Genomic DNA, 26,451 nt, shown 5'->3' with positions numbered 1-26,451 from the left:
CTTCTGATTTTCAAAATTCTTTTAAAGATCCTTTAAGGTGTCCTCCAGCATGCTCTTATAATCCACATCCTGATAATCGCCCTCGTCCAGCGGCGGAATTTCTTCTTCCTGAATTTCTTCTGTTTCGTTTATTTCTTCTGTTTCGTTTATTTCTTCTGTTTCGTTTATTTCTTCTATTTCTTTTTTTTCCTCGATCTCATCAAGATCCCTGCTGTTCCCGGATTCTTCTGTATGTCCAAGATTTGCCAGAGCATCGAGTTCCTCGTCTGTCAGATCCGGTTCTTTTTTCTTTTCATTCCGAATATAAGTCACACGGCGCTGTGCCTTTGTCACATTGAATTTTGGAACGGCTTTTACGTAGTAATAATAATCGTCGTCATCATATTCCAGGTATTCTGTCCGGGTGTAGTCTGCACCGAACAGGAAAAACTCCAGAACAAATCCAACCAGACAGCCGGCCGCCGCCCCGATCAGAACCATCGGGAGTGCAATCTGTACATCCAGTGCCAGGCTTCCGGCAATCATAATAACCGCATAGGCAACCGAACCTGCCACAATGGAAATCTCCCATGCATAGTCCGCACTGCTGTGGCGGATTGCATTGACAAGAAGTACGGTCAGTGCGCAGGCGATCAGAACCAGCAGCATTTCCTCATTGCGGAAGAGGCCGTTGAAAAATTCCTGTACGACTGCCGTGATCTCCGGTGCTTCCGCCGCATGAAGCAGCGGCTCCATTTTTCCGTGAATCATGTCGCACATATAGTAGACAACGACACCGCAGGCTGCTGAAAATGCAGAGAGCGGCGTGCCGGCAAGACCATAGGCAACCGGAACGGCAGATGGCACGTGAAGCCAGAATGCGAGCGGTGTCAAAAGGAGTGCCGGCGCATCCTTCGGCACAAAGCGAAGATATAGAAACCAGAGCACCAGCAGAACCAGCGCCGCAAGACCCGCGATTACCATGTGAAGTGCAAAGCAGTGGCCGATGATCACCAGCATTGCAAGGAAAACCATTCCATTCAATGGCAAGATAGCGCAGATCAGTGACAGAATCAATACCACATACATGCTGTCCAGCATCTTCAGATAGCCGAGATTGGAATTAATACCACGAAATACAGCAAGAGCGAGCAGAAATTTCACAATCGGAAGTACGATTCCGCTGCAGGAGCCGTAAAACTCTTTTAATTTTTCTTTCAGTTCAATCAATACTGTCATGTTTCCTTCCTCCTGCGCCCGGATTTCTTCCCGCTTTTTTCCTGTTCCTCATACATGTTCTGCAGGTCATCCAGCTCTTTTCCATACCATTTCAGCTTTTTCTGTGCTCCCTGGTAACGGATCGTGCTGATCACATACACGGCAATGGAATAGACTGCCAGAAAACACAGATAGGACGCGATCAGACACCCTGCTGCAAACTGCAGGTCGATTGTGTCTATCTCGTCCACCAACCATTCAATATGATATAAGACTGCAACCGCAAGTACCAGAATGTATCCGATGGAAGCCAGAAAAAAATTTTTCAGAAGCTCTTTTCCGATGTAATCACTCCGAAAATAGCGGCCGATTCGTAAGGCATTTTTTTCTTCTTTTTTTTCGAAAAAAGCCAGTTTTGTCATCTGACGAATCCTTTTTTCGTCCAACATGCCTCTTGGTCTCCTCTTCCCGTTCTAAATTATGTTTATTTTACCATATGTTTCCGATATTGGAAAGCTATTCTCAAAATATTCACACACTATTTTACAATTGCCGCACAAACAAAATCCACCTGTTCTGCTCCATTCACTTTCAACAGTGACGCAATGGCATCAACCGTGCTTCCCGTTGTGAAAATGTCATCTACCAGAAGAATCCGGCAGTATTTCATCTGTCCCGGCTTTGCCAATGCAAAAGCTCCCTCCAGGTTTTTCCGCCGCTCGGCGGGACTAAGCGCTTTCTGGCGTTTTGTTTTTTTCACACGGCGGATCAGGCGGGCATTCATGGGAAGTTCCATTTCTTCTGCCAGCTTTTCTGCAAATACCTCCGCCTGATTGTAGCCGCGCTGCCGCTGTCTCGCCGGATGAAGCGGCACCGGAACGAGCACCTCCGGATTTCTTCTCTGGATCTGCTTTCCCACATAGAAAAACGCCGCGTGAGCATAAAATCCGGCGTATTCCTGCCGTTCATGATATTTGAACCGCATCAGGGAAGCCTCAAGTTCCCCGTGGTAACCGTACGGCGCAAAACCGCGGTCGAAGCTGTGCCTCGTTCTGCTGCAGTCCCGGCAGAACTCTTCCTCACTTCCCACGGGTTTCCCGCATTTTTTGCACCGCGCGCCCAGAATCGGATGGATCTTTTCCACACAATTCCGGCATAGATACGGCTCCTCACGTGACAGCAGTCCGTCACAGATGGGACATCGTCTCGGATAAACTGCGTTTAAAAGCCAGTTTCCTGTTTTATTTTTTTCTTTCATGTAACCTGCGCTTTCCCTTATCCACTCTGCCGGATGCAGCCGCATCCATGCCCCGGAAAAACGTGTTTACGCGTTTTCTTCCCGCATTTCCCAGATTCTTCTGGCGAGCGTTGTATACCGGTTCGCCTCGATATGATTTCCGATCATTGCCTGGAATGTCACATCACTTCCAACGATGGTGACGCACTTTCTGGCTCTCGTCACGGCCGTATACAAAAGATTCCGCGTCATCAGCATGCGCGGGCCGCCGAGCAGCGGAATCACAACCGCCGGGTACTCGCTTCCCTGCGCTTTATGTATCGTTGTGGCGTAGGCGAGCTCCAGCTCGTCCGCCTGTTTGAACGTATAGTCTGCGAATTTTCCTTCCTCAAACTCCACGGTGATCACCTCGGTATACGGGTTGATACTCCGGATCATGCCGAGGTCTCCGTTGAATACACCCATACCGCGCTCCGCCACGATTCCGTTGATGCCGCGGATTTCCCACTCCATCTGGTAATTGTTGCGGATCTGCATGACCTTGTCGCCCTCGCGGAGGATATTACCTCCATTTTCCCGCTCGGCTTTGTCCGGTGCGGGCGGGTTCAGGTATTTCTGCAGAATCTGATTCAGATTTTCCACGCCGAGTGCACCTTTCCGCATCGGAGTCAGAATCTGGATATCCTGCGGGCGGGCATCCACATAACGCGGCAGTTTCTGGGACACCAGCGTCACCAGCACTTTCCAGATCACGTTGACATCGTACCGTTTCAAAAAGAAGAAATCTTTGCTCTTATTGTCCAGTATAACCTCTTCCCCATTATGGATCTTATGTGCATTGACAACAATATCGCTCTGGGATGCCTGCCGGAAAATGTGTGTCAGGCAGACAATCGGAAAGCATTCCGAACGGATCAGATCCCGGAGGACACTGCCCGGGCCGACACTTGGAAGCTGGTTCTGGTCTCCCACCAGGATCAGCCTTGTTCCCGGCACCATCGCGGAAAGAAGGGCATGCATCAGGTGGATATCAACCATCGACATCTCATCAATGATGATGACATCCGCGTTGAGCGGATTATCTGCGTTCCGCTCAAAATGCACATTTGCCGAGGAATCATCCACATTTCCCGTCAGTTCCAGAAGACGATGGATCGTGCATGCCTCACAGCCAGTTGCCTCTGTCATTCGTTTCGCCGCTCTTCCGGTCGGCGCTGCCAGGAAAATGTCGAGGCCTTCTGCCTCAAAATAATGGATCATCGCATTGATGGTCGTCGTTTTTCCGGTTCCGGGACCTCCGGTCAGGATCATAAGACCGCTGTATGCCGCCTCAACGACTGCCGTCTTCTGCATCTCATCCAGCTCGATCTGATATTTTTTCTCGATCTTTCCGATCCGCTTTTCGATTGCCTCACGGTCTTCCTCGCATGTAATATTCAGCTCATGCAGCATGCGCGCCGTACTCAGTTCCAGATAATAATACTGGCTGGCGTACACAATCCGCAGCGGCTCATCCCCTTCCCGTTCGGCCGGGAGCTCGCGGATGACCGCTTTTTTGTCGATTGCCATATCCTGCAGAGATTTCTGCATCCGCTCCGGTTCTACGCCGAGAAGTTCCTGCCCTCTCCGAAGCAGCACCGGTTCCGGCAGATAGACATGGCCTTCTGCCGTCGCCTGATTCAGCACATACGAAAGACCGCTCTTGATGCGGAATTCGCTGTCCACGGCAATCCCGATTTTTCCGGCAATCTCATCCGCCGTCCGAAATCCCACGCCTGCGATATCTTCCGCCATTTTATACGGGTTTTCCTTTAAAATCCGGTACACATTGTCCCCGTACTGCTGATAAATCTTTGCACCGAGATTCAGTGCAATGCCATATCCCGAGAGGAAAATCATCGCATTCTGCATTTCGGCTTTTTCTGCCACCTGCTGTGCAATTTCACGCGCTTTCCGCTCGCTGATTCCCTTTACCTCCGCGAGGCGCTCCGGCTCTTCCTCGATGATCCGAAGCGTATCGTCACCGAAGCGGCGCACAATTCTTGCCGCCAGCGCCGCACCGACTCCTTTGATCGCACCGGAACCGAGATACCGCTCCAATGCAACAGAATCCTGTGGAACTTTCGTCTCATAGGATTCAATGCGGAACTGCTTTCCATAGGCAGCATGTTCAATATAATCTCCGGAAGCCTCGATCAGCTCGCCCTCTCCGATCATCGGAAGCGTGCCGACGCATGTCAGCTCGCGCCCCTTCATGCTCAGATTCAGGACGGTATAGCCGTTCTCCTCATTTCGGAAAATAATGTGTTCTACGTAGCCTTCTACTTTTTCTTTTTCACTCATCTTTTATCAAAACTGGCTTTCAAATTCATTCATCACTTCGCGGTACTGGCCGGTTCCAAGCGCAACGACGCTCGCCGGATTTTCTGCTGTCACGGTATTGATGCCGGTCCGCTCCTGGATCAGCTCGTCCATTCCGGCAAGGAGACTGCCGCCTCCGGTCAGGATAATGCCGCGGTCGGAAACATCGGATGCCAGTTCCGGCGGCGTTTTTTCCAGCACGGCACAGATCGCGTCCGCAATCTGGTTTGTCGTCTGGACAAGGGCACCTCGGATTTCGTCGGAGGAAACCGTAATCGTCGCCGGAAGTCCGGTGATGACGTTTCTTCCCTTGATCTCCATCGTTTTCTCCTCGGCCCGCGGATAAGCGGAACCAATCCGGATTTTCACTGCCTCTGCGGTCTGTTCTCCGATAAATACGTTGTATGTTTTCCGTACATAGCGGATGATATCCTGGTCAAATGTCTCACTGGAAATCTTGACCGAATTAGAAACAACGGTTCCCGCAAGCGAGATCACAGCGATATCCGTCGTGCCTCCGCCGATGTCCACGATCATATTTCCGCATGGTTTCGTAATGTCAATTCCGGATCCGATTGCCGCTGCCACCGGCTCCGGCACGATCAGCACTTCCCGGGCTCCCGCCTGGTACGTTGCCTCCTCCACAGCCTTCCGCTCTACTTCCGTCACACCGGACGGCACACAGATGCTGATTCTCGGTTTCCGGAATGCTCTTCTTCCCATTGCCTTCTGGATAAAGTAGCGCAGCATGCGCTCGGTGATCAGAAAGTCCGTGATCACGCCCTGCCGCATGGGCCGGACCGCCATAATATTGCCCGGTGTCCGTCCAATCATCTGACGCGCTTCTTCTCCAATTGCCCGTACTTTATCTGCATCTTTATCATACGCAACTACGGACGGCTCCTTTAATACAATGCCTTTTCCCTTGGCATAGACCAGGATGCTGGACGTCCCCAGATCAATTCCGATATCGGTCGTTGCAGCCATAGTAATCCCCTTTCCTGTTCTCTTTTATTTTTCTTTATTTTAATCTGTTTGAAATTTGTATAGAATAAGTTCGGGTTCAAAACACCCGAAACACAAAAGGATCGAATGTGTTCTGAACCCAACCCGCTTCTTATTATATACAATCCCTTTTAAAATGGAAAGGATTTTTTAGAGATATTTTTCGACATATTTTCCGGTGTAGGATACCGGGCTCTTGGCCACTTCCTCCGGCGTTCCGCACGCAATCACGGTTCCGCCGCCGTCTCCGCCCTCCGGTCCGATATCAATAATATAGTCCGCCGTCTTGATGACATCCAGATTGTGTTCGATAACAACGACGGTATTTCCGCCCTCGGACAGGCGGTGCAGAATCTCCACCAGTTTGTGGACATCCGCAAAATGAAGTCCCGTCGTCGGCTCGTCGAGAATGTAGATCGTTTTTCCCGTGCCGCGGCGGCTCAGCTCTGCTGCGAGCTTGATACGCTGCGCTTCTCCACCGGACAGCGTGGTGGACGGCTGGCCGAGTCGGATGTAGGAAAGGCCGACATCGTACAGGGTCTGTAATTTCCGGAAAATCGACGGTACCGGCCTGAAGAATTCCAGTGCCTCCTCGACCGTCATATTCAGCACATCGTAGATGCTCTTTCCTTTGTATTTGACTTCCAGTGTCTCACGGTTGTACCGTTTTCCATGGCAGACCTCACACGGCACATAGACATCCGGCAGGAAGTGCATTTCGATCTTCAGGATACCGTCGCCGCCGCAGGCCTCGCATCGGCCGCCCTTCACATTAAAACTGAATCTTCCCTTCTTGTAGCCGCGCGCCTTGGCATCCTGCGTTGCCGCAAACAGGTCGCGGATCTGATCGAACAGACCTGTGTACGTTGCCGGATTGGAACGCGGTGTTCTTCCGATCGGGGACTGGTCGATGTCGATGACCTTATCGAGCTGTTCCATACCGATGATGTCTTTGTGTGCACCCGGAATCGTCCGCGCACGGTTCAGATCTCTTGCCAGCCGTTTGTACAGAATTTCATTGACAAGGGAACTCTTTCCCGATCCGGAGACTCCGGTCACGCAGGTCATGACACCGAGCGGGAAATTCACGTTGATATTTTTCAGATTGTGCTCTTTTGCTCCGACTACCTTCAGCCAGCCCGTCGGCTTTCTGCGCTCGGACGGAACCGGAATTTTCAGCTCTCCGCTTAAGTATTTTCCGGTGATGGAATTCGGATTTTTCATCAGATCTTCCGCCGTTCCGATCGCCACCAGCTCTCCGCCGTGCTCACCGGCTCCCGGGCCGATATCGACAACGCAGTCAGCGGCGCGCATCGTATCCTCGTCGTGCTCCACGACGATCAGGCTGTTTCCGAGGTCACGCAGATGTTTCAGCGTCGCGAGAAGTTTGTCGTTGTCTCTCTGGTGAAGACCGATGCTCGGCTCGTCGAGAATATAGGCGACACCGACAAGGCCGGAGCCGATCTGCGTTGCCAGACGGATTCTCTGCGCCTCACCGCCGGACAGCGATGCCGTTCCACGCGCCAGGGTCAGATAGTTTAATCCGACATCCGCAAGGAAGCTCACACGCGCACGGATCTCTTTTAAAATCTGCTTTCCGATCAGCAGCTGCTGTTCGGAGAGTTCGAGGTTCTGCATAAACTTCTGCAGATTGTCGATGGAAAGGGATGTTACTTCAAAAATATTTTTATCTCCGACCGTCACACCAAGCGACGTCGGTTTCAGACGCTGGCCATGGCACGCCTGGCACGGGGTCACACGCATGAAGGTTTCGTATTCCTGTTTTGTAGAATCCGATCCGGTCTCACGGTAGCGGCGCTCTACATTTTTGATCAGCCCCTCAAAAGCCACATCGTACACACCGACGCCGCGCTGACCGCGGTAATGCACCTTGACGGATTTTCCGTTCGTTCCGTAAATCAGGATATCGTGGATTTTTTTCGGATATTCACAGAACGGAGTGGAAAGGGAAAAATCGTACTCCTCTGCGAGCGCATCGAGAATGGCTCTCGTATAGCTCGATTTGTCCGTGCAGGACTGCCAGCCGAGCACGGTGATGGCTCCGTCTGCGATGGATACGGTCTTGTCCGGAATCATCAGATCCTCGTCGAACTCCATCTTGTAGCCAAGGCCGGCACAGCTCGGGCAGGCGCCGAACGGGTTGTTGAAGGAAAAGCTTCTCGGCTCAATCTCCTCCATGCTGATGCCGCAGTCCGGGCAGGAAAAGCTCTGGCTGAAGTTGAGCTGATTTCCGTCCATCGTGTCGACCACCAGAAGGCCGTCCGCCAGATCCAGTACGTTCTCGACGGAATCCGTCAGACGTTTCTCAATGTCCGGTTTGACTACAAGACGGTCCACAATAATGGAAATGTTGTGTTTCAGGTTCTTATCCAGCGTGATCTCCTCGGACAGCTCATACTGGCTGCCGTCGATCATCACGCGGACATAGCCGCTGCGTTTTGCCTGTTCGAGCACCTTTTCGTGTCTTCCCTTGCGGCCGCGCACAACCGGCGCGAGAAGCTGGATTTTCGTCCGCTCCGGGAGTGCCATGATCTGATCGACCATCTGGTCCACCGACTGGCGGCTGATGACTTTTCCGCACTTCGGGCAGTGCGGAATACCGATTCTCGCGTACAGAAGACGGAAGTAATCGTAAATCTCCGTCACGGTTCCGACGGTGGAACGCGGGTTCCGGTTCGTCGATTTCTGATCGATCGAAATAGCAGGCGGCAGGCCTTCGATGCTGTCCACATTCGGTTTTTCCATCTGTCCTAAGAACTGGCGCGCGTAGGAGGAAAGGCTCTCCATGTACCGCCGCTGGCCCTCCGCATAGATCGTGTCAAACGCAAGCGAACTCTTTCCTGAACCGCTGAGGCCCGTAAATACAACAAACTGGTTTCTGGGGATATCGACATTCAGTGCTTTCAGGTTGTTCTCCCTGGCTCCCCGTATTCTGATAAACTCTTTTTTCTCTGCCATAACTGTTCCTCTTATTAATTGGAATCCCTGTCCGGACAGGGACAGGAATCTTGTCTCGTTTTCTCCCATTATAGCACACCGCCGTGCGTTGTGCAAACATTTGTTCTATTTCTTTATCATCTTTTTACAGCAGAAAATCTGCCAGAATCACATTGCTGACGGAAATCCCATCGCGTGTCAGAGCCAGGCGCCCGCTGTGTTCCTGTAAAAGATGCATCGCTTCGTATTTCTTCAGAACCCCGCCGTATACGGCATGGATCTCCTTTCCAAACTTCTCCTCAAACTCCGTCGTCGAGATCCCTTGTGTCATTCGAAGGCCGAGAAACATAAATTCTTCCATGGCATCCTGCCGGGAAAGAATTTCCTCATCCTCACGGATCTTTTCCAGTGCTCCGCACGCTTTCAGATACAAAGATCGATCTGCCGTGTTCGTCCACCGGCGGTTTCCGAATAACGATGCCGCGGAAGGCCCGAACCCCAGATAATCCGTCCTTTTCCAGTAGCCGATATTGTGGCGGCATGCGAAGCCCGGCTTTGCATAATTGGAAATCTCATACTGGAAAAAGCCGTATTCTGCGAGGATTTCCGCCGTTCTGGCATACATTTCGCGTTCTGTGTCCTCATCCGGCAGATCCAGTTTCTGCTCCGCAAACGGGGTTCCCGGCTCCACGATCAGGCTGTAGGCGGAAATGTGCTCCGGAGAAAGCTCCGCGATCGTCCGAAGACTCTCTTCCCATTTCTCTTCACTCTGCTCCGGCAGACCTGACATCAGATCCACGTTGATATTCGCAAACCCGGCATCCCGTGCCAGTGCAAAACTCTCCTGAAATTCCGCAAACGTGTGGATTCTTCCCAGCCGTTTCAGCTCCTCATCGTGAACCGACTGACAGCCGATACTGATCCGGTTGAAGCCGCTCTTCCTGTAACATTTCAGTTTTTCCGCATCCAGCGTTCCCGGATTGGCCTCCAGCGTAATCTCAGCATCCTCTGAAAAAATGTACTTGCTCCGCAGTTTTTCCATCACACGGGCGAGCATTCCGGCATCCACTGCGGATGGTGTTCCGCCGCCGAAAAAGGCGGAAATCACTTCACTTTCTGCCGTCTCTTCCGCTGCATCGATTTCTGCCAGCAGAGCCTCTTCATACTCCTTCTGCATTGCTTTCGTGCCCGGTCCCGAGACAAAATCACAGTAGGCGCATTTCCGGATGCAGAACGGGATATGCACATAGAGTTCCAGTGGTTTTCTTTTTTTATTCATTCTGCTTTTCCTCCGTACGATCGAAAGACCGGCCCCTGCGCTCCCGCAACAGCAGGCGGCGCCGACAGGCCGGTCTCATTTTTATTTCTTAATTTTCATCCAGTTTCAGTACGCTCATAAAGGCTTTCTGCGGAATCTCCACGTTTCCTACCTGGCGCATCCGCTTCTTACCTTCCTTCTGCTTCTCCAGCAGCTTCTTCTTTCGGGAAATATCGCCGCCGTAGCACTTGGCGAGGACGTCTTTGCGCATCGCGCGGACGGTTTCTCTGGCGATAATCTTCGATCCGACAGCCGCCTGGATCGGGATTTCGAAGAGCTGCCGCGGAATCTCTTCTTTGAGCTTCTCGCACATCTTTCTTCCGCGCTCGTAGGCAGATCCCTCGAATACGATGAAGGACAGCGCATCCACTTCTTCTTTATTGACGAGGATATCGAGTTTTACAAGCTCGCTTCTCTCATAGCCGAGCAGCTCGTAGTCGAATGACGCGTAACCTTTGGAGCGGGATTTTAAAGCATCAAAGAAATCGTAGATAATCTCATTCAGCGGGAGATGGTAATGAAGCATCGCACGCGTCGTCTCCATGTATTCCATTCCCTGATACTGGCCTCGTCTCTGCTGGCAGAGCTCCATGATCGGTCCGATGTAGTCGGTCGTCACCATAATCTCTGCTTTTACCAGCGGCTCTTCCATATAATCAATCTCGGACGGGTCCGGCAGATTCGACGGGTTGGTCAGGTCAATGACGGTTCCGTCGGTTTTGTGAACCTTATAGATAACGCTCGGTGCGGTCGTCACGAGATCCAGATTGTACTCACGCTCCAGGCGCTCCTGAATAATTTCCAGGTGAAGCAGTCCAAGGAAACCGCAGCGGAAGCCAAAGCCCAGTGCTGCCGATGTCTCCGGCTCGTAGAAGAGGGATGCATCGTTTAACTGCAGTTTTTCCAGCGCGTCGCGCAGATCGCCGTACTGTGCGCCGTCGGCCGGGTACATGCCGCAGTATACCATCGGGTTGACTTTTTTGTAGCCCGGCAGTGCTTCTGCACACGGACGGTCGGCATCGGTTACGGTATCACCCACGCGGGTGTCGCGCACGTTTTTGATGCTGGCGGTGATATAGCCTACCATTCCGGCGGAGAGCTCGTCGCACGGGATCAGACGGCCTGCGCCGAAGTAGCCGACCTCGACAACTTCCTCGACAGCGCCTGTCGCCATCATGCGGATTCTCGTTCCTTTTTTCACGCTTCCTTCCATCACACGGCAGGAAATGATGACGCCGCGGTATGCATCGTAGACGGAGTCGAAAATCAGTGCTTTTAACGGTTCCGTCGGATCACCTTCCGGTGCCGGAATTTTCTGTACGATCTGTTCGAGCACCTCGTCCACGTTCAGGCCGGTTTTTGCGGAAATCCGCGGAGCATCCTGCGCTTCCAGTCCGATGACATCCTCGATCTCTGCAATTACACGGTCCGGCTCGGCGCTTGGAAGGTCTACTTTGTTGATGACCGGGAACACATCCAGGTCATGGTCAAGGGCGAGGTAGACGTTGGCAAGGGTCTGCGCCTCGATACCCTGCGATGCATCGACAACGAGCAGCGCGCCGTCGCATGCGGCAAGGCTTCGGGAAACCTCATAGTTGAAGTCAACATGGCCCGGGGTGTCAATCATGTTTAAAATGTACTCCTCGCCGTCGGCCGCTTTGTATACGGTACGGACTGCCTGTGCCTTGATCGTGATGCCGCGCTCACGCTCCAGATCCATATTGTCCAGCACCTGATCCTGCATCTCACGCTCGGTCAAAAGGCCTGTTTTCTGAATAATACGGTCCGCAAGGGTTGATTTTCCATGGTCGATATGGGCAATAATACAAAAATTACGAATTTTACTCTGATCTATTCCTGACAAGTTTTTTCCTCCTGCTTTTTCCCTACGATACCAGATTGCTCCATATTTCGTACTCCCGCAATCTGTCTATTTTGTATGATACGAAATTCCACTCAAAAAAGCAAGATAAATTTATCCGCCTGATGCCGGACTTTTGCCCGACAGAACCTTATGCAGGATATCCGCAAACGGCCCCATTGCATTTTTCACCTCCTCGACCGTATTCGTCTGCGCACCAACCTCGAGAAGAACAGATCTCGGGCGGAGATGGAGGTTGTAGCGGTAGCCTTTTAAATAGATACAGCGCGAAAAGCCGGGATAATACTGTTTTGCCTCATACTCCATCTGAAAGGAAAATGCAAGGTTTTCCGCCTGATACGGATTGGGCAGGCTTGTCAGTTCGCCGCTTTCTTTCGTGCGGGAAAGGCCGTTGAAAAACATGATCTGCGCGGTCGGCTTTCCGTTGATTTCTGTCACAAGACGTTTTGAACCATTGACCCCGTCCCGGTGCAGGTCGATCACGACCTGAATGGACGGGTGTTCTTCCAGCGCCGCTGCGATGACCGGCTCCGCGTAGTTGTAGGCGCGGCTCCGCTCGAGACAGCCTTCTTTCATGTCAAATGCCTCTGTAATATGAAGCACTTCGTATCCGTACTGCTTTTCCAGAAGCTCCTGCAGATCATCACCGAGGCCGATTACCGTGTCCGCTCTTTCTCCCGGACGGGAATCGGCGAAGGTTTCCTGCGAATGGGTATGATAGATCAGAATCTGCGGGCCTTCGGCATTTTCCGGCAGGGTCAGGTCTTTTCCGAGCAGGGTGCTGCCGTCGATCTCGCCCGGCAGGACCGAAGTGTTGGGATCGACAACGAAGAAGCGGTTCAGGAGCGCCTGCGGGTCAGCAAGAAGGTCAGGTGAAATTGTCTCCTGAATCGTGTCGGCCTCCGGGTAGAGAATCTCACGCGGTGCGCCGCCGGTTTCGATGGTCTCCTCCGGGACAGACTGCGGCGCTTCGGGTTCTGCCGTTGATGCCGACTCTCCGGCTGCCGGTTCTGTGATTCCTGTTTCCGTCTGCTCCGGCTCCGTGATTTCCATTCCATCTTTTTGAGTTTCATCTTTTTGAGTTCCATCCTTTTGATCTTCCTCAGTTCCCTGCTCCTTCGATTCTGTCTGCCCTCTTTCTGCTCCCGGTCCCGGATTCGAATCCTGCTTCGCCGTATCCGTTTCCGCTGCTTCTGTCCCGGCAGACAGCGTATTTTCTGCCGTGCTTCCCTCCCGAAGCGCCGGTATCTGATCCCGCACTGCCGCGAGGAGATTTTCCATCCATCCCCTTCCGTCCTCTTTTCCGTCATAAAAAAGAAGCGGCATCATCACATCCACGGATAACTGCTCCGCCTGTGCTGCCGCCCGCTGCAGCAGAACTTTCCCCTCTAAGAAATGATTTTTCCGGAGAACCGCTGCACTGCGGAACAGCAGTATACTGCAGGACAGGAAAAGACATCCCCATCCGAACCATCGTCCATTTCGCCTGGCATTCCACATATTATCACCATATTCATGATATGTTACAGTTCCCCGGAAAATGCCTGATTCATACCTGCCGCAAGAACCCCGGCCAGGCGGCGGACCATCTCGTCGATCTCTTTTGTCGTCACGTAAAGGCTTTCGAGCGCCGGTGAAATGACTTCTCCCAGAAATTCATCCATCTCGGACTCCTCCAGCGATTCCAGAACGCCTGCGACGGCATCGTGGACGATCGTTCCTGCCCCTACAACGGTCGGCACACCGATTCCGATGACCGGCACGCCGAGCGTCTCCTGATTTAAGGCATTGCGGTGGTTTCCGACGCCCGAGCCCGGCCAGATTCCGGTGTCGGCAAGCTGGATCGTACAGTTCAGCCGGTGAATACTGCATGCGGCAAGGGCATCCACGGCGAGAATCACATCTGGATGGGTCTGTTCTGCCGTTCCGCGCAGGATTTCCACTGCCTCCATGCCCGTCTGTGCCATAACGCCGGGAGCAAGGGCACTCACTTCCCGGCCCTTCTTTCCGTAGGTGCGCACCAGATGGCGCGTAACGTTAAGCTGCTCCACCGTCTCCGGCCCGAGCGCATCCGGCGTGATGCCGCGGTTGCCGAGACCGGCCACAAGAACGGATCCGCACGCTTCCGGCACCATTTCCATCAGACAGTGGGAAAACTCCTCCGCCGCTTTCCGGCTCTCCTCCTCGTCTGCCGTCAAAAGCAGCGGCGCTTCGATCGTCACATACGTCCCTTTCGGCTTTCCCATCATTTTTGCACCCTGCTCCGATGTGATTTTCACAATGGTTGTCTGAATTTCCGCCTTTCTTTTCTTCTTCTCAATCTCGACCCCGGAGATCTCCACATGGTCCCTCTCAAATTTTTCCTGATTCTCCATCGCCAGGTCTGTCCGCATCCTATACTTTCCTATCATACTTTTCTCCTTCTCCTGTATTTTTGTTGTAGTTTTTGCAATTTTTTCAAAAATATGTATTGACAAAACATGCGAAATATTATAGGATAATAAAGCATGTTTCAGTGGAGCGCCCGTGTCTGTTCCATTGAATAACATCCCTTAAATCACATTAATTTTAAAAATATTGGAGGTGTACAGTTTGGCTAACATTAAATCCGCAAAGAAAAGAATCCTGGTAAATCAGACAAAGGCAGACCGCAACAAAGCAATCCGTTCTGCAGTTAAGACTTCTATGAAAAAAGTAGATGCTGCTGTTGCTGCAAACGATAAAGAGGCTGCTGCTGCTGCATTAGTAAATGCGATCTCTACCATCGACAAGGCTGCTTCTAAGGGCGTTTATCATAAAAACAACGCTGCCAGAAAAGTATCCAATCTGAGCAAAGCTGTAAACTCAATCGCATAATAAAGATATAAACCAAAGAGAACTTAGTCATACCGTCATGTGGCTGGGTTCTTTTTTTATGCTTACCAAAAGAGTGCGCCGCGACAGATCTTTTGATAAACACAGAACAAGGCGTATCGGCCAGTTTTCCTGTACCGGTACGCCTTGTTCTTTTTATAGCAATCCCCGAAAATAATGCAAAAAATTCAGCACCGCAGAGCGTGAATTACTGCGTCACAGATTTTCGTCGTACCCCGGTACGCCTTCAAATCTGTTCCTTGCAATTCGCGCTCAGCAGCACTGCCTTTTTTGCATTATTTTCGGGTCTTGCTATAGAAAACTCTGCTCTTACGCCGCCCTGCTGTATTTCGTAATCAGCAGCTCCACGCTCAGCAGATCGGAAATTTTTCCCGTCTTCACGTCCTCTTCCATCTGCACGCAGTCATTGACCGCCGCTTTTAATTCCTCCGCCGCATACTGGCGCGACATGGGAATATAGTTCCGCACAACGAAGCTCTGCAGTCCCGTCCGTTTTGCGATCGTCGCCTGATCGCAATGCTCTGCCAGCAGCTCTTTGACCTGCAGCAGCAGATTGAACTGGCGTGCCAGCAGAAAGAGAATCCGCATCGGCGGCTCCTTTAAAGCCAGCAGATCCTGATACAGATCGAGCGCTTTCCGCTGCTTCTTCTCCGTTACCGCGCGGATCATCTCGAAAATCCGGTTCGTAATCTGCGTTGTGCAGACTGCCTCGATATCCGCCCGCGTGATCACATCTCTTCCCATCGTATAGCTGAGCAGTTTTTCCAGCTCCTGCGAGATATTTCCCATATCCGTGCCCGTCTTTTCCAGAAAATCTTCCATATCCTGGCGCGTGATCTTTTTTCCCTCTTTTTTCATCATGCCGAGTACCCAGGTCATCAGCGTCTTTTCGTCCTGACGAGCAAATTCCACTGCTCTTCCCTGCTTCTGCACCGCCTTGTACATACGGTTCCGCTTATCGACTTCCTCCTCCACGAAGATCAGCACCAGATAATCCGGCAGGGATCCCATGTAGTCTGCCAGCGCGTCGGCTTTGTTTTTGAAAAATCCTGTATTTTCCAGCAGAATCACACGGCGGTCCGCAAAAAACGGCATCGTCTCCGCAAGGTCAATCACTTTGGGAATCTCGGTTCCTTTTCCCTCAAAGCGGGAGAAATTCATCGTGTCGTCCTCCGGCAGCAGTGCGTTTTTCAGCTTGTTTTTATACTGATGCTTCAGATAGGCTTCTTCTCCGTAGAGCAGGTAGGCCTGCTTAAAATTCTGCGTTTTGATATCTTCTAAAATGCTTTTCATTCCATCCTCTTTCTTTTGTTCCGGCAGAAGCACGTTTGCGCAGTGCCGCAGCAGCCGGAGCTTTTGACCATTCAGGAGACGGGAAATTCCACATCCGACCGGTATCCGTGAACCGCCAGGCGGTCACGCTTCAGCTGTACTGTCACGGCTCCATCCACCGGTGTTCCGTAGATATGGCTTTTGCAGGCACGAAGCCGCTCCAGCAGCTCCCGGTGCGGATGGCCGTACCGTCCCGGCCACGCGCAGGAAATCAGGCTGATCTGCGGCTGTATGCGGTTCAGAAATGCCTCGCTCGTTGAATTTCTCGAGCCGTGGTGCGCCACCTTTAAAATCTGGCACCGCTCTGCCGCCCCCAGGACCTCTTCTTCTCCGCTTCCCTCCAGATCTCCCGTCAGAAGTGCGCGGCAGGCACCGCAGGAAAGCTGTAATACAACACTTCCGGCGTTTTCCTCTCCCGTATAGTCTTCGCCCGCTCCCGGATGAAGTACCGATACGGTGAGTTCTCCTGCACGGATCTCGTCTCCCTTTTTTAGATATTCTACCATAATTCCCGCTTTTTGTGCGGCTAAAATAAAAGGATTTTCTTTTTCGCTTCCTTTCATCCACACAGGCAGGAACAGATGGCGGATGCGAAGCGCCGTTTTCTGCTCCCCGATCAGCTCCAGCAGTTCGAGGATTCCGTTCGTGTGATCTGCGTCCGGGTGCGTGACAACAACGGCATCAAGAGCGGCAATGCCGCGCTGTTTCAGATATGGGAGAATCCTTTTTTCCCCGACCGCAGACGCACTGCTGCTCCCGCCGTCATTCAGCATCACAAAACGGCCGCTCTCCACCACCAGCGAATCGCCCTGGCCGACGTCCAGCGCTGTAATGGAAAACGTTTCCCGGGGACGGTAAAAAAGCAGAACACAGGCAAAAAACATGGTAATACCAAAGAGCATCCGCTCCCGCTTTCGTGCCTGCGCACCTTTTCGTTTTGCCCCATCCGGATTCATCTCCCGTTTTCGTTTTCGCACATACAGTATCACCAGCAGACCGGTCAGAATGATTCCATATCCTGCCATCTGCCATTTTTCCGGCTGACCGCAGATCCACACATTTCCCGGAATCTGTGCGACCGCCGCTGTCATCTGCCGCAGAAGTGTGAGCAGGAACCGCGTCGGAAGCAGAACAACACTTCCCGCTTTCACGCTTGCCAGTCCCGCCAGAAGCCCCGCAGCACCCGTCAGCAGCACCGCCGTCATGACAGCTCCTGCAAACAGATTCGGCAGAAACGCAAAGAGCGGAATCTCATAAAAATACCACGCCTGCAGCGGGATCATGACAAGCTGCAGGGAAAGGTACACCATCGCAGCCTCTTTTCCTTTCGCCGCAAGCTTTTCCAACCCCGTTTTTTCCCCGCGTCTCTTCCGTTCCGCCTTCTCCCCCGCCAGAACCGGATAAACCCCGGAAATGGCTGTTACTGCTCCAAACGAAAGCCAGAACCCGCTCTGCTCCAGATACGAGGGGTTTTCCGCCAGCATCAGAATTGCCGCAAGAGAGAGCGCACTTAAGGAATCATACGTCCTTCCCACTGCGACAGCTCCCATCCGCACCGCAAACATCACCACTGCACGCACGGTCGCCGTTCCGCTGCCGGTAAACATGCCATACAGCACCATACCGGCGGCCGCTGCCAGAGATGCGGGAGTTTTCGGCAGATGCAGTGCCATCAGCAGCCGTCGGAGTGCCATGCCGAGCAGCATCAGATGCATGCCGGAAACGGAAATCAGGTGCAGCAGACCGCTCTGCTGATACGCCAGATACGTCTCCTCCGTGAGTTCCGACCGTTCCCCGAGCAGCATCGCAGAAAGCACACCTGCCTCCTCCTCCGGCATCATTTCTTTTAAAACGGCACAGCACCGCTCCCGCTCCAGCCGGAGCGCTTCGCCGAGATTCCACCGCCCGACATCCACAACTTCCTCCCGTTCCGAAATCACGTAGAACGCACAGCCTTTTCCCTCATAATATGTTTTCTCATCAAACATCCCCGGATTGCGCGGGCTTTCCGGCTTTTTTACAGTTCCGTACACCCGCACAGCGGCTCCGACCGGCAGATCTCCCCGCTTTGCGAGCAGATAAATTTTCCCTTTGCTTCCCTCCCCGCGCAGCACATACCCGTTGTTGCTGCTCTTTTTCTCATACGTTTCAATTGTCCCTGCAATCCACACCTTCCTGCCCTGCTGCGCTTTGTTTTCGTATTTGGGGTCAGAAAAAGGCGTGCCAAGAGGCACGCCCGCAATCCGCAGCAGCACAAGCACCAGCATGAATCCAAGACACGCCAGGCACATGGGCCGTTTTCTCATGTATCTTTTTCCTCCAGATAAGACAGGTCTTCCTCGTAGAACTGATTGAGTTTCATCGTTTCACGGAAGGTTACATCGCTCTCTCCGTTGATGGAAAACTGCACCTTATCCACCTTACAGTTCGCCGTGATGGAATCCACCACCGCGTAAATCGGAATCTGCTCCGCCACACTCGAAAGCGCAGAATCCTTAAAAGATTTGTCAAAATTCACATAGGCAATTCGATCGGATGTCGTGACACTTAAGACATTCATCGTATCCGGCAGCACTGCATAATGGCCGTCTTCTTTCGGTCCCTTCATCAGCTGCTCCACCACGACCCGCTCCAGCGGAATGTTCGTGCTGTACGGCACCCGCCGCGTCTCCTTCACAAGATGATCGCCTGCTTCATTTGCAAAATACAGTGTCAGCGTCGCATACTGATACTGATAAATTTCCCTTCCGGAATTTTCCAGAAAGCTGTCCGCCGTCATCGTTCCGATCTCGCGTCCTTTGGAATCCTTTAACGGATCCCCGTCAATCAGAAGCGTCACGCGCTCCACCTCCGGAACCTGCACAAAGGTACGCACCAGTCCTGCACGCACCAAAACCTCCTGCGGCCGCGCAAGCTCTCCGTACTCTCCACTTAAGTTCAGCGTAAGGAGCCCGTTCTCCAGCGTATACGTCTTGATGGAAATCCCATTGGAAAGAAGTGCCTGGTTTCCGTCCCTGGCAGGTTTCTCCTGCAGCGCGTCAACCAGCTCCTTGATCAGTTTCTGATCCGTTCCTTCTTTTGGTTCATACGGCTCCTGCACCAGTGTTGTGCCGGTTTTGTCCAGGCAGTACAGGTGATACGCCGACTCCTTCTGGCTCTTCTGCCACTGCCCGCAGCCGCTAAGAAGCAGCACGCCAGCCAGCAGTACGCCAAGTATCCGTTTCATGTGCGCCACCTCCTACATCACGTAATTCAGAGGAATCCGCACGGAAAATGTCGTTCCCTCGTTTTCTTTGCTGTATACACGGATCGCTCCCCGGTGCATGACAATCGCGCTCCGCGCAATCGCAAGGCCAAGGCCGGTTCCGCCGATTTCCCGCGAGTGGGACTTGTCCACGCGGTAGAAACGCTCGAAGATATGCGCAATCGACTCCTCCGGGATGCCGATGCCGGAGTCTGCCACCGTCACGTAGAAATATTTGTGATCCGCATTTAAGGATACACGCACCCATCCATTCTCGTTGTTGTACTTGATGCCGTTTTCGATCAGGTTCGAGAACGCCAGCGAGAGCTTCGTCGCATCCACCTCCGCATTGACCGGGCGGAAGCTGTCGAGAATGAGCTCCACATTTTTCTGTGCGGCAATCGGATGAAGCCGCTTCAGCAGCTGCTCTAACAGCTCGTTGATATTGACCTGGGTGATATTGAGGTCTGCCACCTTTTTATCCATCTTGACCAGCGACAAAAGGTCGGTAATAATCTGGTTTTCGCGGTCGATCTCCGAGGTAATATCCTGCATGAACTCCTGATAAAGTTCCACCGGAACGCCCTCCTGCCCGTTCAGCGAATCCGCCAGAACCTTCATGGACGCAAGCGGCGTCTTTAACTCATGCGAGACGTTCGAAACAAATTCCTGGCGGGAATCGTCGAGCGTACGGACGCGGGTCAGCATCTTGTTGAATGCGTCCGTGATCAGCTCTGTCTCGAGGTAATCCGGAACAGAAATGCTTTCGTCGAGATAGCCGTCGGTGATGTCCTCGATGGAACGGGTGACCTTCTGGAACGGCTTCATCAGAATGCCCGCGAGCAGATAGCCAAAGACCAGCACGAGAAGCGTAATGATCGAAAGAATCGTCATTCCCTTCGTCTCCAGAATTTTCATATTCGCACGGATCTCATCCGTCGAAATGCTGACGAGCATAACGCCGAGCGTCTCCTTCGTCTCGGTATTCTGAATCCGCACCGTCATTTCCAGATAGTTGTTTTTCCGGTCGTACTGGCTCGTCTCCTTGCCCTGAAAGCTCTGGATGACCTCCTGCGAGATAATCGTCTTTCCGCGGTCCATATCGTACGTATCTTTGATGACGCGGAAATCCTGGTCGATAATCAGGATTCTGCCGCCGTAGATATTCGTCAGCATACTGAGCTGTCCGTTGATGACATCCGATCCAGGATCTTCCATGTAATTCTGCTGGATGAGCTGGTTGCAGATAATATCGCACTGATTTTTTACGGTAATGCTGCGCACCGATACCGCACGGTCCTCATAGCTGTTTACGATGCTCTTCTCAAGGATCACACACGGTACAATGCCGATGATCACAAGAATCACCGTGATGCGGAAGCGCAGACTCCGCAGAAACTTCCATTTTTCTTTGTTTTTAAGCCTGGAAATAGTAACCAACTCCCCACTTTGTGTGAACGTACTTCGGTTCACTTGGATTTTTCTCAATCTTTTCGCGCAGACGGCGGATATGTACATCTACGGTGCGCACGTCGCCCGGGTACTCATAGCCCCAGACAATATTCAGCAGGTTCTCTCTGCTGTACACCTTGTTCGGATTGAAGACGAGAAGCTCGAGCACATCGAACTCCTTCGCAGTCAGATTGATCTCGCGGTCTCCGATGAAGACTCTTCTGCTCTCGCAGTCGATCCGCAGGTCTTTCACCTGTACGACTTTTGCTTTCTCTTCTTTTGGCTCCTGGCGGGCCGCACGGCGCATGATGGCCTTGATGCGTGCTTTTACTTCCAGAATGTTGAACGGCTTTGTGATGTAATCATCTGCGCCGTATTCCAGTCCCAGGATTTTGTCCATGTCCTCGCCCTTTGCGGTCAGCATGACGATCGGAACGTTGGAAAATTCACGGATCTGCTGGCAGACGGACAATCCGTCCAGCTTTGGCAACATCAGATCCAGAAGGATCATATCGTATTCTTTTTCTTTTGCCATGGAGAGTGCTTCCTCGCCGTCGTATGCGCAGTCAACCTCCATGCCGTCCTGCTCCAGGCTGAAGCGGATTCCTTTTACGATCAGTTTTTCATCATCAACTACAAGAACTTTCTTTGCCATTTCTTCTCCTTCTTGTTCTAAACCTCGATAGAACCCCTTATCTTTTCAAACATCTTTCCCTTGATGCCCTCAATGTTCATAATCTCCTCAATCGAACCAAACGGGCCGTTTGCTTCGCGGTAGGCGATGATGGCATCCGCACGGCTCTCTCCGATGCCGGAGAGTGTCATCAGTTCTTCTTTTCCGGCCGTGTTCAGGTTGACTTTGCCGGAACCGGAAGCCTGCTCCGTGCCGCCCGTATTCTGCTGCGGCGTTTCCGTGATTTCCATGTTTTCTGCCTCCTCGCGCGTCCAGACGGTGATCTGCTCTCCGTCTTCGATTTTCCGTGCAAGATTGAGGATTTTTTCTTCAGCATCCGGCAGAAATCCGCCTGCCGCTTCCACAGCCTGCACTACGCGGCTTCCGCCCGGCAGCGTGTAGACACCGGGGGAAGCGACCGCACCGCAGATATAAACCTGCACCGTTTCTTCCGGTGCTGCCTCCTGTGCCTCACGTTTTTCCGGAATGCCTGTGGTTTCTCCGGCGCTTTTTCCGGAAACCGTCTGCTCCTCATCCACTTCCTTCTGATTCCCGAAAACGTTTTCCGCCGTGCTCCCGCCTGTGCTATCTGACAGTTTGTATTCTGTATCCCTGTGGTTGCATCCGCAGAGCAAAAAAACCAGCATCGCCGCCAGTATTTTTGTATGTTTTCTGCCTCTGTCCTGCTGTTTTTTCAATTTCATGCTGTGTACTCCCTTCCGCTTCGCATCTGACGCGCAAGGGTCCCTTGTGTACGCATAACTACGTTTCTATTGTATCGAAGAAACCATAAAAATACAAGTAGAAATCTTAATCGTTATTCCCACTGAAACACTACAATTCCCACAACTGCCACTGCCATGCCGAGCAGCTTGCGCACGGTGAAATCCGTTTTTTCCATACCGAAAAGGCCGAACAGTTCAATCAGCCACGCCGCTGCGAGCTGGGAAATGACGATCAGCATCGCCGCCTTCGCCGGGCCGAGCCCTGCCATACTCCAGATAACCGTGATCGTGATAAACGCGCCAATTGCCCCGCCGAGCAGCAGATACCACGGCTTTACGCGGAACAGATCCCCGATCGGCTCCCTCCCGGTGATGCACCATACCGCAAGACAGACGGCAAACGCACTAATCTGCACCCAGCCGGCCGCCAGCCATGTACTCGTCTGTTTCGTCACCTCTGTGTTGAAAACGCCCTGAATACTCATCAGTGCGCCGGAAAGCAGCGCTGTTAAAATTCCCGCCATTGATTTTTCCTCCTGCTGTTTTTTTATGTACTCTCGGAGTCTTTCTGCGCTTGATTTTACGAGAAGATTTTTTGTCAGTTGTGCCCAAATTTCTGAGGCGTACGCGGTGCGTACGTTGATGAAATTTGGGTGCAGCTGGCGGAAAATCGGCCGTAAAAGCAAGTGCAGAAAGGCTCCGAGAGTACATTTTATACTATTCCTTTTTTCCCCGTTTTTATACAGAACTCAGGGACAGCAGGAAAACAGCCGACCGGTCTCCTGCCTAGGAAACCAGACGGCTGTCTATTTCACATTACTGTAATGCTTTCTCCAGTTTTTCAATCATCTCATCGATGTCATCTTTCGTAATCACAAGCGGCGGTACCATACGAAGAACGTCGCTTCCGGCGGAAATCACAAGAAGTCCGTTCTCAATCGCGCGGTTGATGACTTCTCCGACCGGACGTCCCGTTACGACAAGGCCCTGCATAAAGCCTTTTCCACGGCGTGCTGCGAGGCAGTCATATTTTTCCACCAGCTCGTCCAGCTTTTTCTCCAGATACGGAGCCGTCTCTGCTACATGCTCTACGACATGCTGTTTCTCATAGCATTCAAATACAGCATTGACAGCCGCGCAGGCCAGCGGGTTTCCGCCGTATGTCGTTCCGTGGTCTCCCGGAACGAGCGAATGCTCTGCCGTCTTTTTATTCAGCACGAAGGCGCCGACCGGAACGCCGCAGCCAAGTGCTTTTGCACACGTCATGACATCCGGCTGTACGCCGTAATCCTGCCATGCGAACAGCTTTCCTGTTCTTCCCATGCCGCACTGGATCTCATCGAGGATCAGCAGAATGTCGTGCTCGTCACACAGATCGCGCACGCCCTGTAAAAATTCTTTCGTTGCCGGATAGATACCGCCCTCGCCCTGTACAGTCTCCATGATGATCGCACATGTCTTGTCGGTAATCTGTGCCTTTACGCTCTCCAGATCATTAAAATCCGCAAATTTAATGCCGCCGATCAGCGGTTTGAACGGATCCTGATAATGCGTATTTCCTGTTACAGAAAGCGCTCCAAGGCTTCTTCCATGGAAAGAATGGTTCATCGCGATGATCTCGTGATCGTTGCTGCCGTCTTTTAAGTAAGCGTATTTTCTCGCTACTTTGATGGCTCCCTCGATCGACTCCGTACCGCTGTTCGTAAAGAATACTTTATCCATGCCGGATGCCTTCGCCAGCTTTTCTGCCGCGGAGCCCATCGGAACATTGTAGAACAGGTTGGAAACATGGATGACTTTGTCCACCTGGTCTTTCACTGCTTTTTTATAATCGTCATTGCTGTAGCCGAGCGCATATACCGCGATACCTGCCGCAAAGTCCAGATATGCTTTTCCGTCGGTGTCATACAGATGAACGCCCTCGCCGTGGTCGATCACAAGCGGGAACCGGTTATAGGTGTGGAGCACGTACTGCTCGGTCTGTTCCATATACTCATTCGTCTTCATGATTGAATTTCTCCTTGTTTTCCCCTAAAATAGCCGTACCAATTCCTTTGTTCGTAAAGATCTCAAGCAGCAGGCAGTGCGGGATTCTTCCGTCCATGATGTGGACTCTCGATACGCCGTTCTCGATCGCATCGATGCAGCCCTGCAGTTTTGGAATCATGCCGCCGCCGACATTTCCATTTGTGATGAGATCTCTTGCTTCCTGTACGTGGAGCTCGGAAATCAGGCTCTCCGGATCCTTCGGATCTTTGTAGACACCCTCGATATCGGTCAGGAATGCCAGTTTTTCCGCATTTAACGCCTCAGCGATGGCGCATGCCGCGTCGTCTGCGTTGATATTGTAAGTATTGAAATCATCATCCATGCCTACCGGGCAGACAACCGGAAGGAAGTCGTTCTCCAGAAGATCGTACAGCACCTTCGGGTTTACGTTCTTGATATTTCCAACGAAGCCGATATCCTCGCCCTTGGACAGCTTCTTCTCTACATTTAAGAGTCCGCCGTCTTTTCCGCTGATGCCGACAGCATTAACTCCGAGTGACTGAATCATGGTGACAAGCTCTTTGTTGACCTTATTCAGCACCATCTCTGCCACTTCCATCGTATCGGCATCCGTTACACGAAGGCCGTTGACGAATTTCGGTTCCATGCCGACTTTTCCGACCCAGCGGCTGATTTCCTTTCCGCCGCCGTGTACGATGATCGGTTTGAAGCCGACCAGTTTCAGAAGAACTACGTCCTGGATGACGTTTCTCTTTAACTCTTCATCCACCATTGCGCTTCCGCCGTATTTGATGACAATGATTTTGCGGTTGAACCGCTGAATATAAGGAAGTGCCTCGATCAGCACATTTGCTTTGTCCAGATACATCTGATTTACCATGATTTTTTCTCCTCTTATGCTCTTTTCCCGTGCCTGTTCCGGATCCGGTCAGGAACGATAATCTGCGTTGATTTTTACGTAATCGTAGGTCAGGTCGCAGCCCCATGCCGTTGCTGTCGCCTCTCCCATGTGGATGTCGGCGGTCGCAGTTACTTTCGGCTCGGAGAGGATCTTCGTTGCCTCCTCCTCGCTGTAGTCAACGGCAACACCTTTCGTGATAATCTGCAGTTTTCCGGCTGCGCTCTCAAAGTAGAGATCTACATTTTCCGGATCGAATTTTGCTCCGGAGTAACCCATCGCGCAGAGGATTCTTCCCCAGTTGGCGTCATGGCCGAAGATTGCCGCTTTCGTCAGACTCGATGTGATGACGGATTTTGCCAGTGTCACGGCCTGCTCTTTGCTCTCGGCTCCCTGAATCGTCACTTCGAACAGTGCGGTTGCGCCCTCGCCGTCGCCTGCGATGTGCATCGCCTGTGTTTTATTGACTTCAAAGAGTGCTTCTTTGAAAATCTTGTAATCCTCGTTTTCTTCCGTAATTTCCGGGTTTCCGGCAAGACCGTTTGCCAGAAGGAGAACGGTATCGTTTGTGGAAGTATCACCGTCTACGGAAACCATGTTGTAGGTGTCCGGTACGACTTCGCTCAGTGCTTTCTGCAGCATCTCTTTCGAAATATTGGCATCGGTTGCCACAAAGCTCAGCATGGTGCACATATTCGGATGGATCATGCCGGAGCCCTTGCACATGCTGCCGATCGTTACGGTTTTTCCGCCGATTTCGATCTGAACAGCAACTTCCTTCGGCTCGGTGTCGGTTGTCATGATCGCCTGTGCTGCTGTAGCTGCGGCTTCTCTTGTAGCTGCAAGCTGCGGTTTCAGCATTTCCACGCCGGCTGCGATCTTATCGATCGGAATCTGTTTTCCGATAACACCGGTCGATGCAACGAGAACGGAGTCCTCTGGAATGGAAAGTGCAGCCGATGCTGCCTCTGCGGTTTTTCTGCAGTAGCCATAGCCCTCCTCGCCGGTGCATGCATTGGCGATTCCGCTGTTGCAGACGATTGCCTGTGCGGTTGGATGGTTGTATACAATCTCCTGGTCCCATTTGACCGGAGCTGCTTTTACGATGTTTGTAGTAAAGGTTCCTGCTGCTACGCACGGTACCTCGCTGTAGACAAGTGCCATATCCTTTACGCCCTGTTTTTTAATTCCTGCTGCGCCGCCTGCTGCCTGAAAACCTTTTGCAGCAGTGATGCCTCCTTCAATCTTTTTCATTCTTTTATCCTCACTTTTCGTAAATTCCGTC

The 26,451-nt window shown here is 52.1% G+C and carries 21 protein-coding genes; 1 reads left to right on the top strand and 20 read right to left on the bottom strand.

Annotation, left to right across the window (positions count from 1 at the left end; translation table 11 throughout):
* Positions 1-21: 21 nt before the first annotated feature.
* From DWZ44_RS02230 to gpr, 10 genes are all read right to left on the bottom strand, one after another.
* Positions 22-1,218, bottom strand: coding sequence for a hypothetical protein (locus DWZ44_RS02230; RefSeq protein WP_117804126.1), 1,197 nt, complete (start codon positions 1,216-1,218; stop codon positions 22-24).
* The gene (locus tag DWZ44_RS02225; RefSeq protein ID WP_022462226.1) at positions 1,215-1,646 is read right to left on the bottom strand and encodes a hypothetical protein; all 432 of its coding nucleotides are present in this window, start codon (positions 1,644-1,646) and stop codon (positions 1,215-1,217) included. Before DWZ44_RS02225 ends, DWZ44_RS02230 begins: the two co-directional genes overlap by 4 nt.
* 89 nt (positions 1,647-1,735) lie before the next feature.
* The gene (locus tag DWZ44_RS02220; protein WP_158565814.1) at positions 1,736-2,455 is read right to left on the bottom strand and encodes a ComF family protein; all 720 of its coding nucleotides are present in this window, start codon (positions 2,453-2,455) and stop codon (positions 1,736-1,738) included.
* Between the two features lie 66 nt (positions 2,456-2,521).
* A complete protein-coding gene (recD2, locus tag DWZ44_RS02215; RefSeq protein WP_117804124.1) occupies positions 2,522-4,777 on the bottom strand; it encodes an SF1B family DNA helicase RecD2 in 2,256 nt (751 codons plus the stop codon).
* 6 nt (positions 4,778-4,783) lie between these two features.
* Positions 4,784-5,782: a rod shape-determining protein gene (locus tag DWZ44_RS02210; RefSeq protein WP_117509505.1), complete on the bottom strand. Its 999-nt coding sequence runs from the start codon at positions 5,780-5,782 to the stop codon at positions 4,784-4,786.
* A gap of 168 nt (positions 5,783-5,950) precedes the next feature.
* Entirely contained in the window at positions 5,951-8,779 is a 2,829-nt protein-coding gene (gene uvrA / locus DWZ44_RS02205) for an excinuclease ABC subunit UvrA (RefSeq protein WP_117509506.1), read from the bottom strand.
* A gap of 124 nt (positions 8,780-8,903) precedes the next feature.
* On the bottom strand, positions 8,904-10,037 hold the full coding sequence (hemW, locus tag DWZ44_RS02200; protein ID WP_117804123.1) for a radical SAM family heme chaperone HemW: 1,134 nt from the start codon (positions 10,035-10,037) through the stop codon (positions 8,904-8,906).
* 88 nt (positions 10,038-10,125) lie between these two features.
* Positions 10,126-11,940, bottom strand: a complete 1,815-nt coding sequence (gene lepA / locus DWZ44_RS02195) for a translation elongation factor 4 (protein ID WP_022462217.1) — start codon at positions 11,938-11,940, stop codon at positions 10,126-10,128.
* Positions 11,941-12,051: 111 nt separating this feature from the next.
* Entirely contained in the window at positions 12,052-13,458 is a 1,407-nt protein-coding gene (locus DWZ44_RS02190; RefSeq protein WP_243002019.1) for a stage II sporulation protein P, read from the bottom strand.
* Positions 13,459-13,481: 23 nt separating this feature from the next.
* A complete protein-coding gene (gpr, locus tag DWZ44_RS02185; RefSeq protein WP_055218620.1) occupies positions 13,482-14,369 on the bottom strand; it encodes a GPR endopeptidase in 888 nt (295 codons plus the stop codon).
* A 181-nt stretch (positions 14,370-14,550) separates the two neighbouring features.
* On the opposite strand from gpr, the gene rpsT reads away from it, so the two are divergent.
* Positions 14,551-14,814, top strand: a complete 264-nt coding sequence (gene rpsT / locus DWZ44_RS02180; RefSeq protein ID WP_022462214.1) for a 30S ribosomal protein S20 — start codon at positions 14,551-14,553, stop codon at positions 14,812-14,814.
* A gap of 327 nt (positions 14,815-15,141) precedes the next feature.
* Here the strand turns inward: rpsT and holA are convergent, their stop codons facing one another.
* The 10 genes from holA to argJ all read right to left on the bottom strand — a co-directional run bounded on the left by holA (position 15,142) and on the right by argJ (position 26,420).
* On the bottom strand, positions 15,142-16,125 hold the full coding sequence (holA, locus tag DWZ44_RS02175) for a DNA polymerase III subunit delta (RefSeq protein WP_055227342.1): 984 nt from the start codon (positions 16,123-16,125) through the stop codon (positions 15,142-15,144).
* A gap of 71 nt (positions 16,126-16,196) precedes the next feature.
* A complete protein-coding gene (locus tag DWZ44_RS02170; protein ID WP_117804122.1) occupies positions 16,197-18,470 on the bottom strand; it encodes a DNA internalization-related competence protein ComEC/Rec2 in 2,274 nt (757 codons plus the stop codon).
* Positions 18,467-19,390, bottom strand: a complete 924-nt coding sequence (locus DWZ44_RS02165) for a GerMN domain-containing protein (protein ID WP_117804121.1) — start codon at positions 19,388-19,390, stop codon at positions 18,467-18,469. Before DWZ44_RS02165 ends, DWZ44_RS02170 begins: the two co-directional genes overlap by 4 nt.
* A gap of 12 nt (positions 19,391-19,402) precedes the next feature.
* The gene (locus DWZ44_RS02160) at positions 19,403-20,881 is read right to left on the bottom strand and encodes a sensor histidine kinase (protein WP_242998406.1); all 1,479 of its coding nucleotides are present in this window, start codon (positions 20,879-20,881) and stop codon (positions 19,403-19,405) included.
* Complete coding sequence (locus DWZ44_RS02155) at positions 20,826-21,515, bottom strand: response regulator transcription factor (RefSeq protein WP_022462209.1); 690 nt, start codon at positions 21,513-21,515, stop codon at positions 20,826-20,828. The genes DWZ44_RS02160 and DWZ44_RS02155 overlap by 56 nt, the downstream gene beginning before the upstream one ends.
* A gap of 17 nt (positions 21,516-21,532) precedes the next feature.
* The gene (locus DWZ44_RS02150) at positions 21,533-22,237 is read right to left on the bottom strand and encodes a helix-hairpin-helix domain-containing protein (RefSeq protein WP_117804119.1); all 705 of its coding nucleotides are present in this window, start codon (positions 22,235-22,237) and stop codon (positions 21,533-21,535) included.
* Between the two features lie 113 nt (positions 22,238-22,350).
* Positions 22,351-22,782 (bottom strand): DMT family transporter, encoded by a 432-nt coding sequence (locus tag DWZ44_RS02145; protein WP_117804173.1) that lies wholly within the window; start codon positions 22,780-22,782, stop codon positions 22,351-22,353.
* A gap of 292 nt (positions 22,783-23,074) precedes the next feature.
* A complete protein-coding gene (locus DWZ44_RS02140) occupies positions 23,075-24,265 on the bottom strand; it encodes an aspartate aminotransferase family protein (RefSeq protein ID WP_022462205.1) in 1,191 nt (396 codons plus the stop codon).
* Positions 24,252-25,148: an acetylglutamate kinase gene (gene argB, locus DWZ44_RS02135; protein WP_022462204.1), complete on the bottom strand. Its 897-nt coding sequence runs from the start codon at positions 25,146-25,148 to the stop codon at positions 24,252-24,254. The genes DWZ44_RS02140 and argB overlap by 14 nt, the downstream gene beginning before the upstream one ends.
* Before the next feature lie 48 nt (positions 25,149-25,196).
* The gene (gene argJ, locus DWZ44_RS02130; protein ID WP_022462203.1) at positions 25,197-26,420 is read right to left on the bottom strand and encodes a bifunctional glutamate N-acetyltransferase/amino-acid acetyltransferase ArgJ; all 1,224 of its coding nucleotides are present in this window, start codon (positions 26,418-26,420) and stop codon (positions 25,197-25,199) included.
* Positions 26,421-26,451: the final 31 nt, after the last annotated feature.

Source organism: Blautia sp. AF32-4BH (genome assembly GCF_003460565.1).
Lineage (GTDB): Bacteria > Bacillota > Clostridia > Lachnospirales > Lachnospiraceae > Fusicatenibacter > Fusicatenibacter saccharivorans.
This window is presented reverse-complemented; position numbering and strand designations above follow the sequence as displayed.

Excerpts from the sequence above, each read along its gene's own strand:
- DWZ44_RS02230 (WP_117804126.1), bottom strand. The coding sequence starts at position 1,218 with ATGACAGTATTGATTGAACTGAAAGAAAAATTAAAAGAGTTTTACGGC.
- DWZ44_RS02225 (WP_022462226.1), bottom strand. The coding sequence starts at position 1,646 with ATGTTGGACGAAAAAAGGATTCGTCAGATGACAAAACTGGCTTTTTTC.
- DWZ44_RS02220 (WP_158565814.1), bottom strand. The coding sequence starts at position 2,455 with ATGAAAGAAAAAAATAAAACAGGAAACTGGCTTTTAAACGCAGTTTAT.
- recD2 (WP_117804124.1), bottom strand. The coding sequence starts at position 4,777 with ATGAGTGAAAAAGAAAAAGTAGAAGGCTACGTAGAACACATTATTTTC.
- DWZ44_RS02210 (WP_117509505.1), bottom strand. The coding sequence starts at position 5,782 with ATGGCTGCAACGACCGATATCGGAATTGATCTGGGGACGTCCAGCATC.
- uvrA (WP_117509506.1), bottom strand. The coding sequence starts at position 8,779 with ATGGCAGAGAAAAAAGAGTTTATCAGAATACGGGGAGCCAGGGAGAAC.
- hemW (WP_117804123.1), bottom strand. The coding sequence starts at position 10,037 with ATGAATAAAAAAAGAAAACCACTGGAACTCTATGTGCATATCCCGTTC.
- DWZ44_RS02190 (WP_243002019.1), bottom strand. The coding sequence starts at position 13,458 with ATGTGGAATGCCAGGCGAAATGGACGATGGTTCGGATGGGGATGTCTT.
- gpr (WP_055218620.1), bottom strand. The coding sequence starts at position 14,369 with ATGATAGGAAAGTATAGGATGCGGACAGACCTGGCGATGGAGAATCAG.
- holA (WP_055227342.1), bottom strand. The coding sequence starts at position 16,125 with ATGAAAAGCATTTTAGAAGATATCAAAACGCAGAATTTTAAGCAGGCC.
- DWZ44_RS02170 (WP_117804122.1), bottom strand. The coding sequence starts at position 18,470 with ATGAGAAAACGGCCCATGTGCCTGGCGTGTCTTGGATTCATGCTGGTG.
- DWZ44_RS02165 (WP_117804121.1), bottom strand. The coding sequence starts at position 19,390 with ATGAAACGGATACTTGGCGTACTGCTGGCTGGCGTGCTGCTTCTTAGC.
- DWZ44_RS02155 (WP_022462209.1), bottom strand. The coding sequence starts at position 21,515 with ATGGCAAAGAAAGTTCTTGTAGTTGATGATGAAAAACTGATCGTAAAA.
- DWZ44_RS02150 (WP_117804119.1), bottom strand. The coding sequence starts at position 22,237 with ATGAAATTGAAAAAACAGCAGGACAGAGGCAGAAAACATACAAAAATA.
- DWZ44_RS02145 (WP_117804173.1), bottom strand. The coding sequence starts at position 22,782 with ATGGCGGGAATTTTAACAGCGCTGCTTTCCGGCGCACTGATGAGTATT.
- DWZ44_RS02140 (WP_022462205.1), bottom strand. The coding sequence starts at position 24,265 with ATGAAGACGAATGAGTATATGGAACAGACCGAGCAGTACGTGCTCCAC.
- argB (WP_022462204.1), bottom strand. The coding sequence starts at position 25,148 with ATGGTAAATCAGATGTATCTGGACAAAGCAAATGTGCTGATCGAGGCA.
- argJ (WP_022462203.1), bottom strand. The coding sequence starts at position 26,420 with ATGAAAAAGATTGAAGGAGGCATCACTGCTGCAAAAGGTTTTCAGGCA.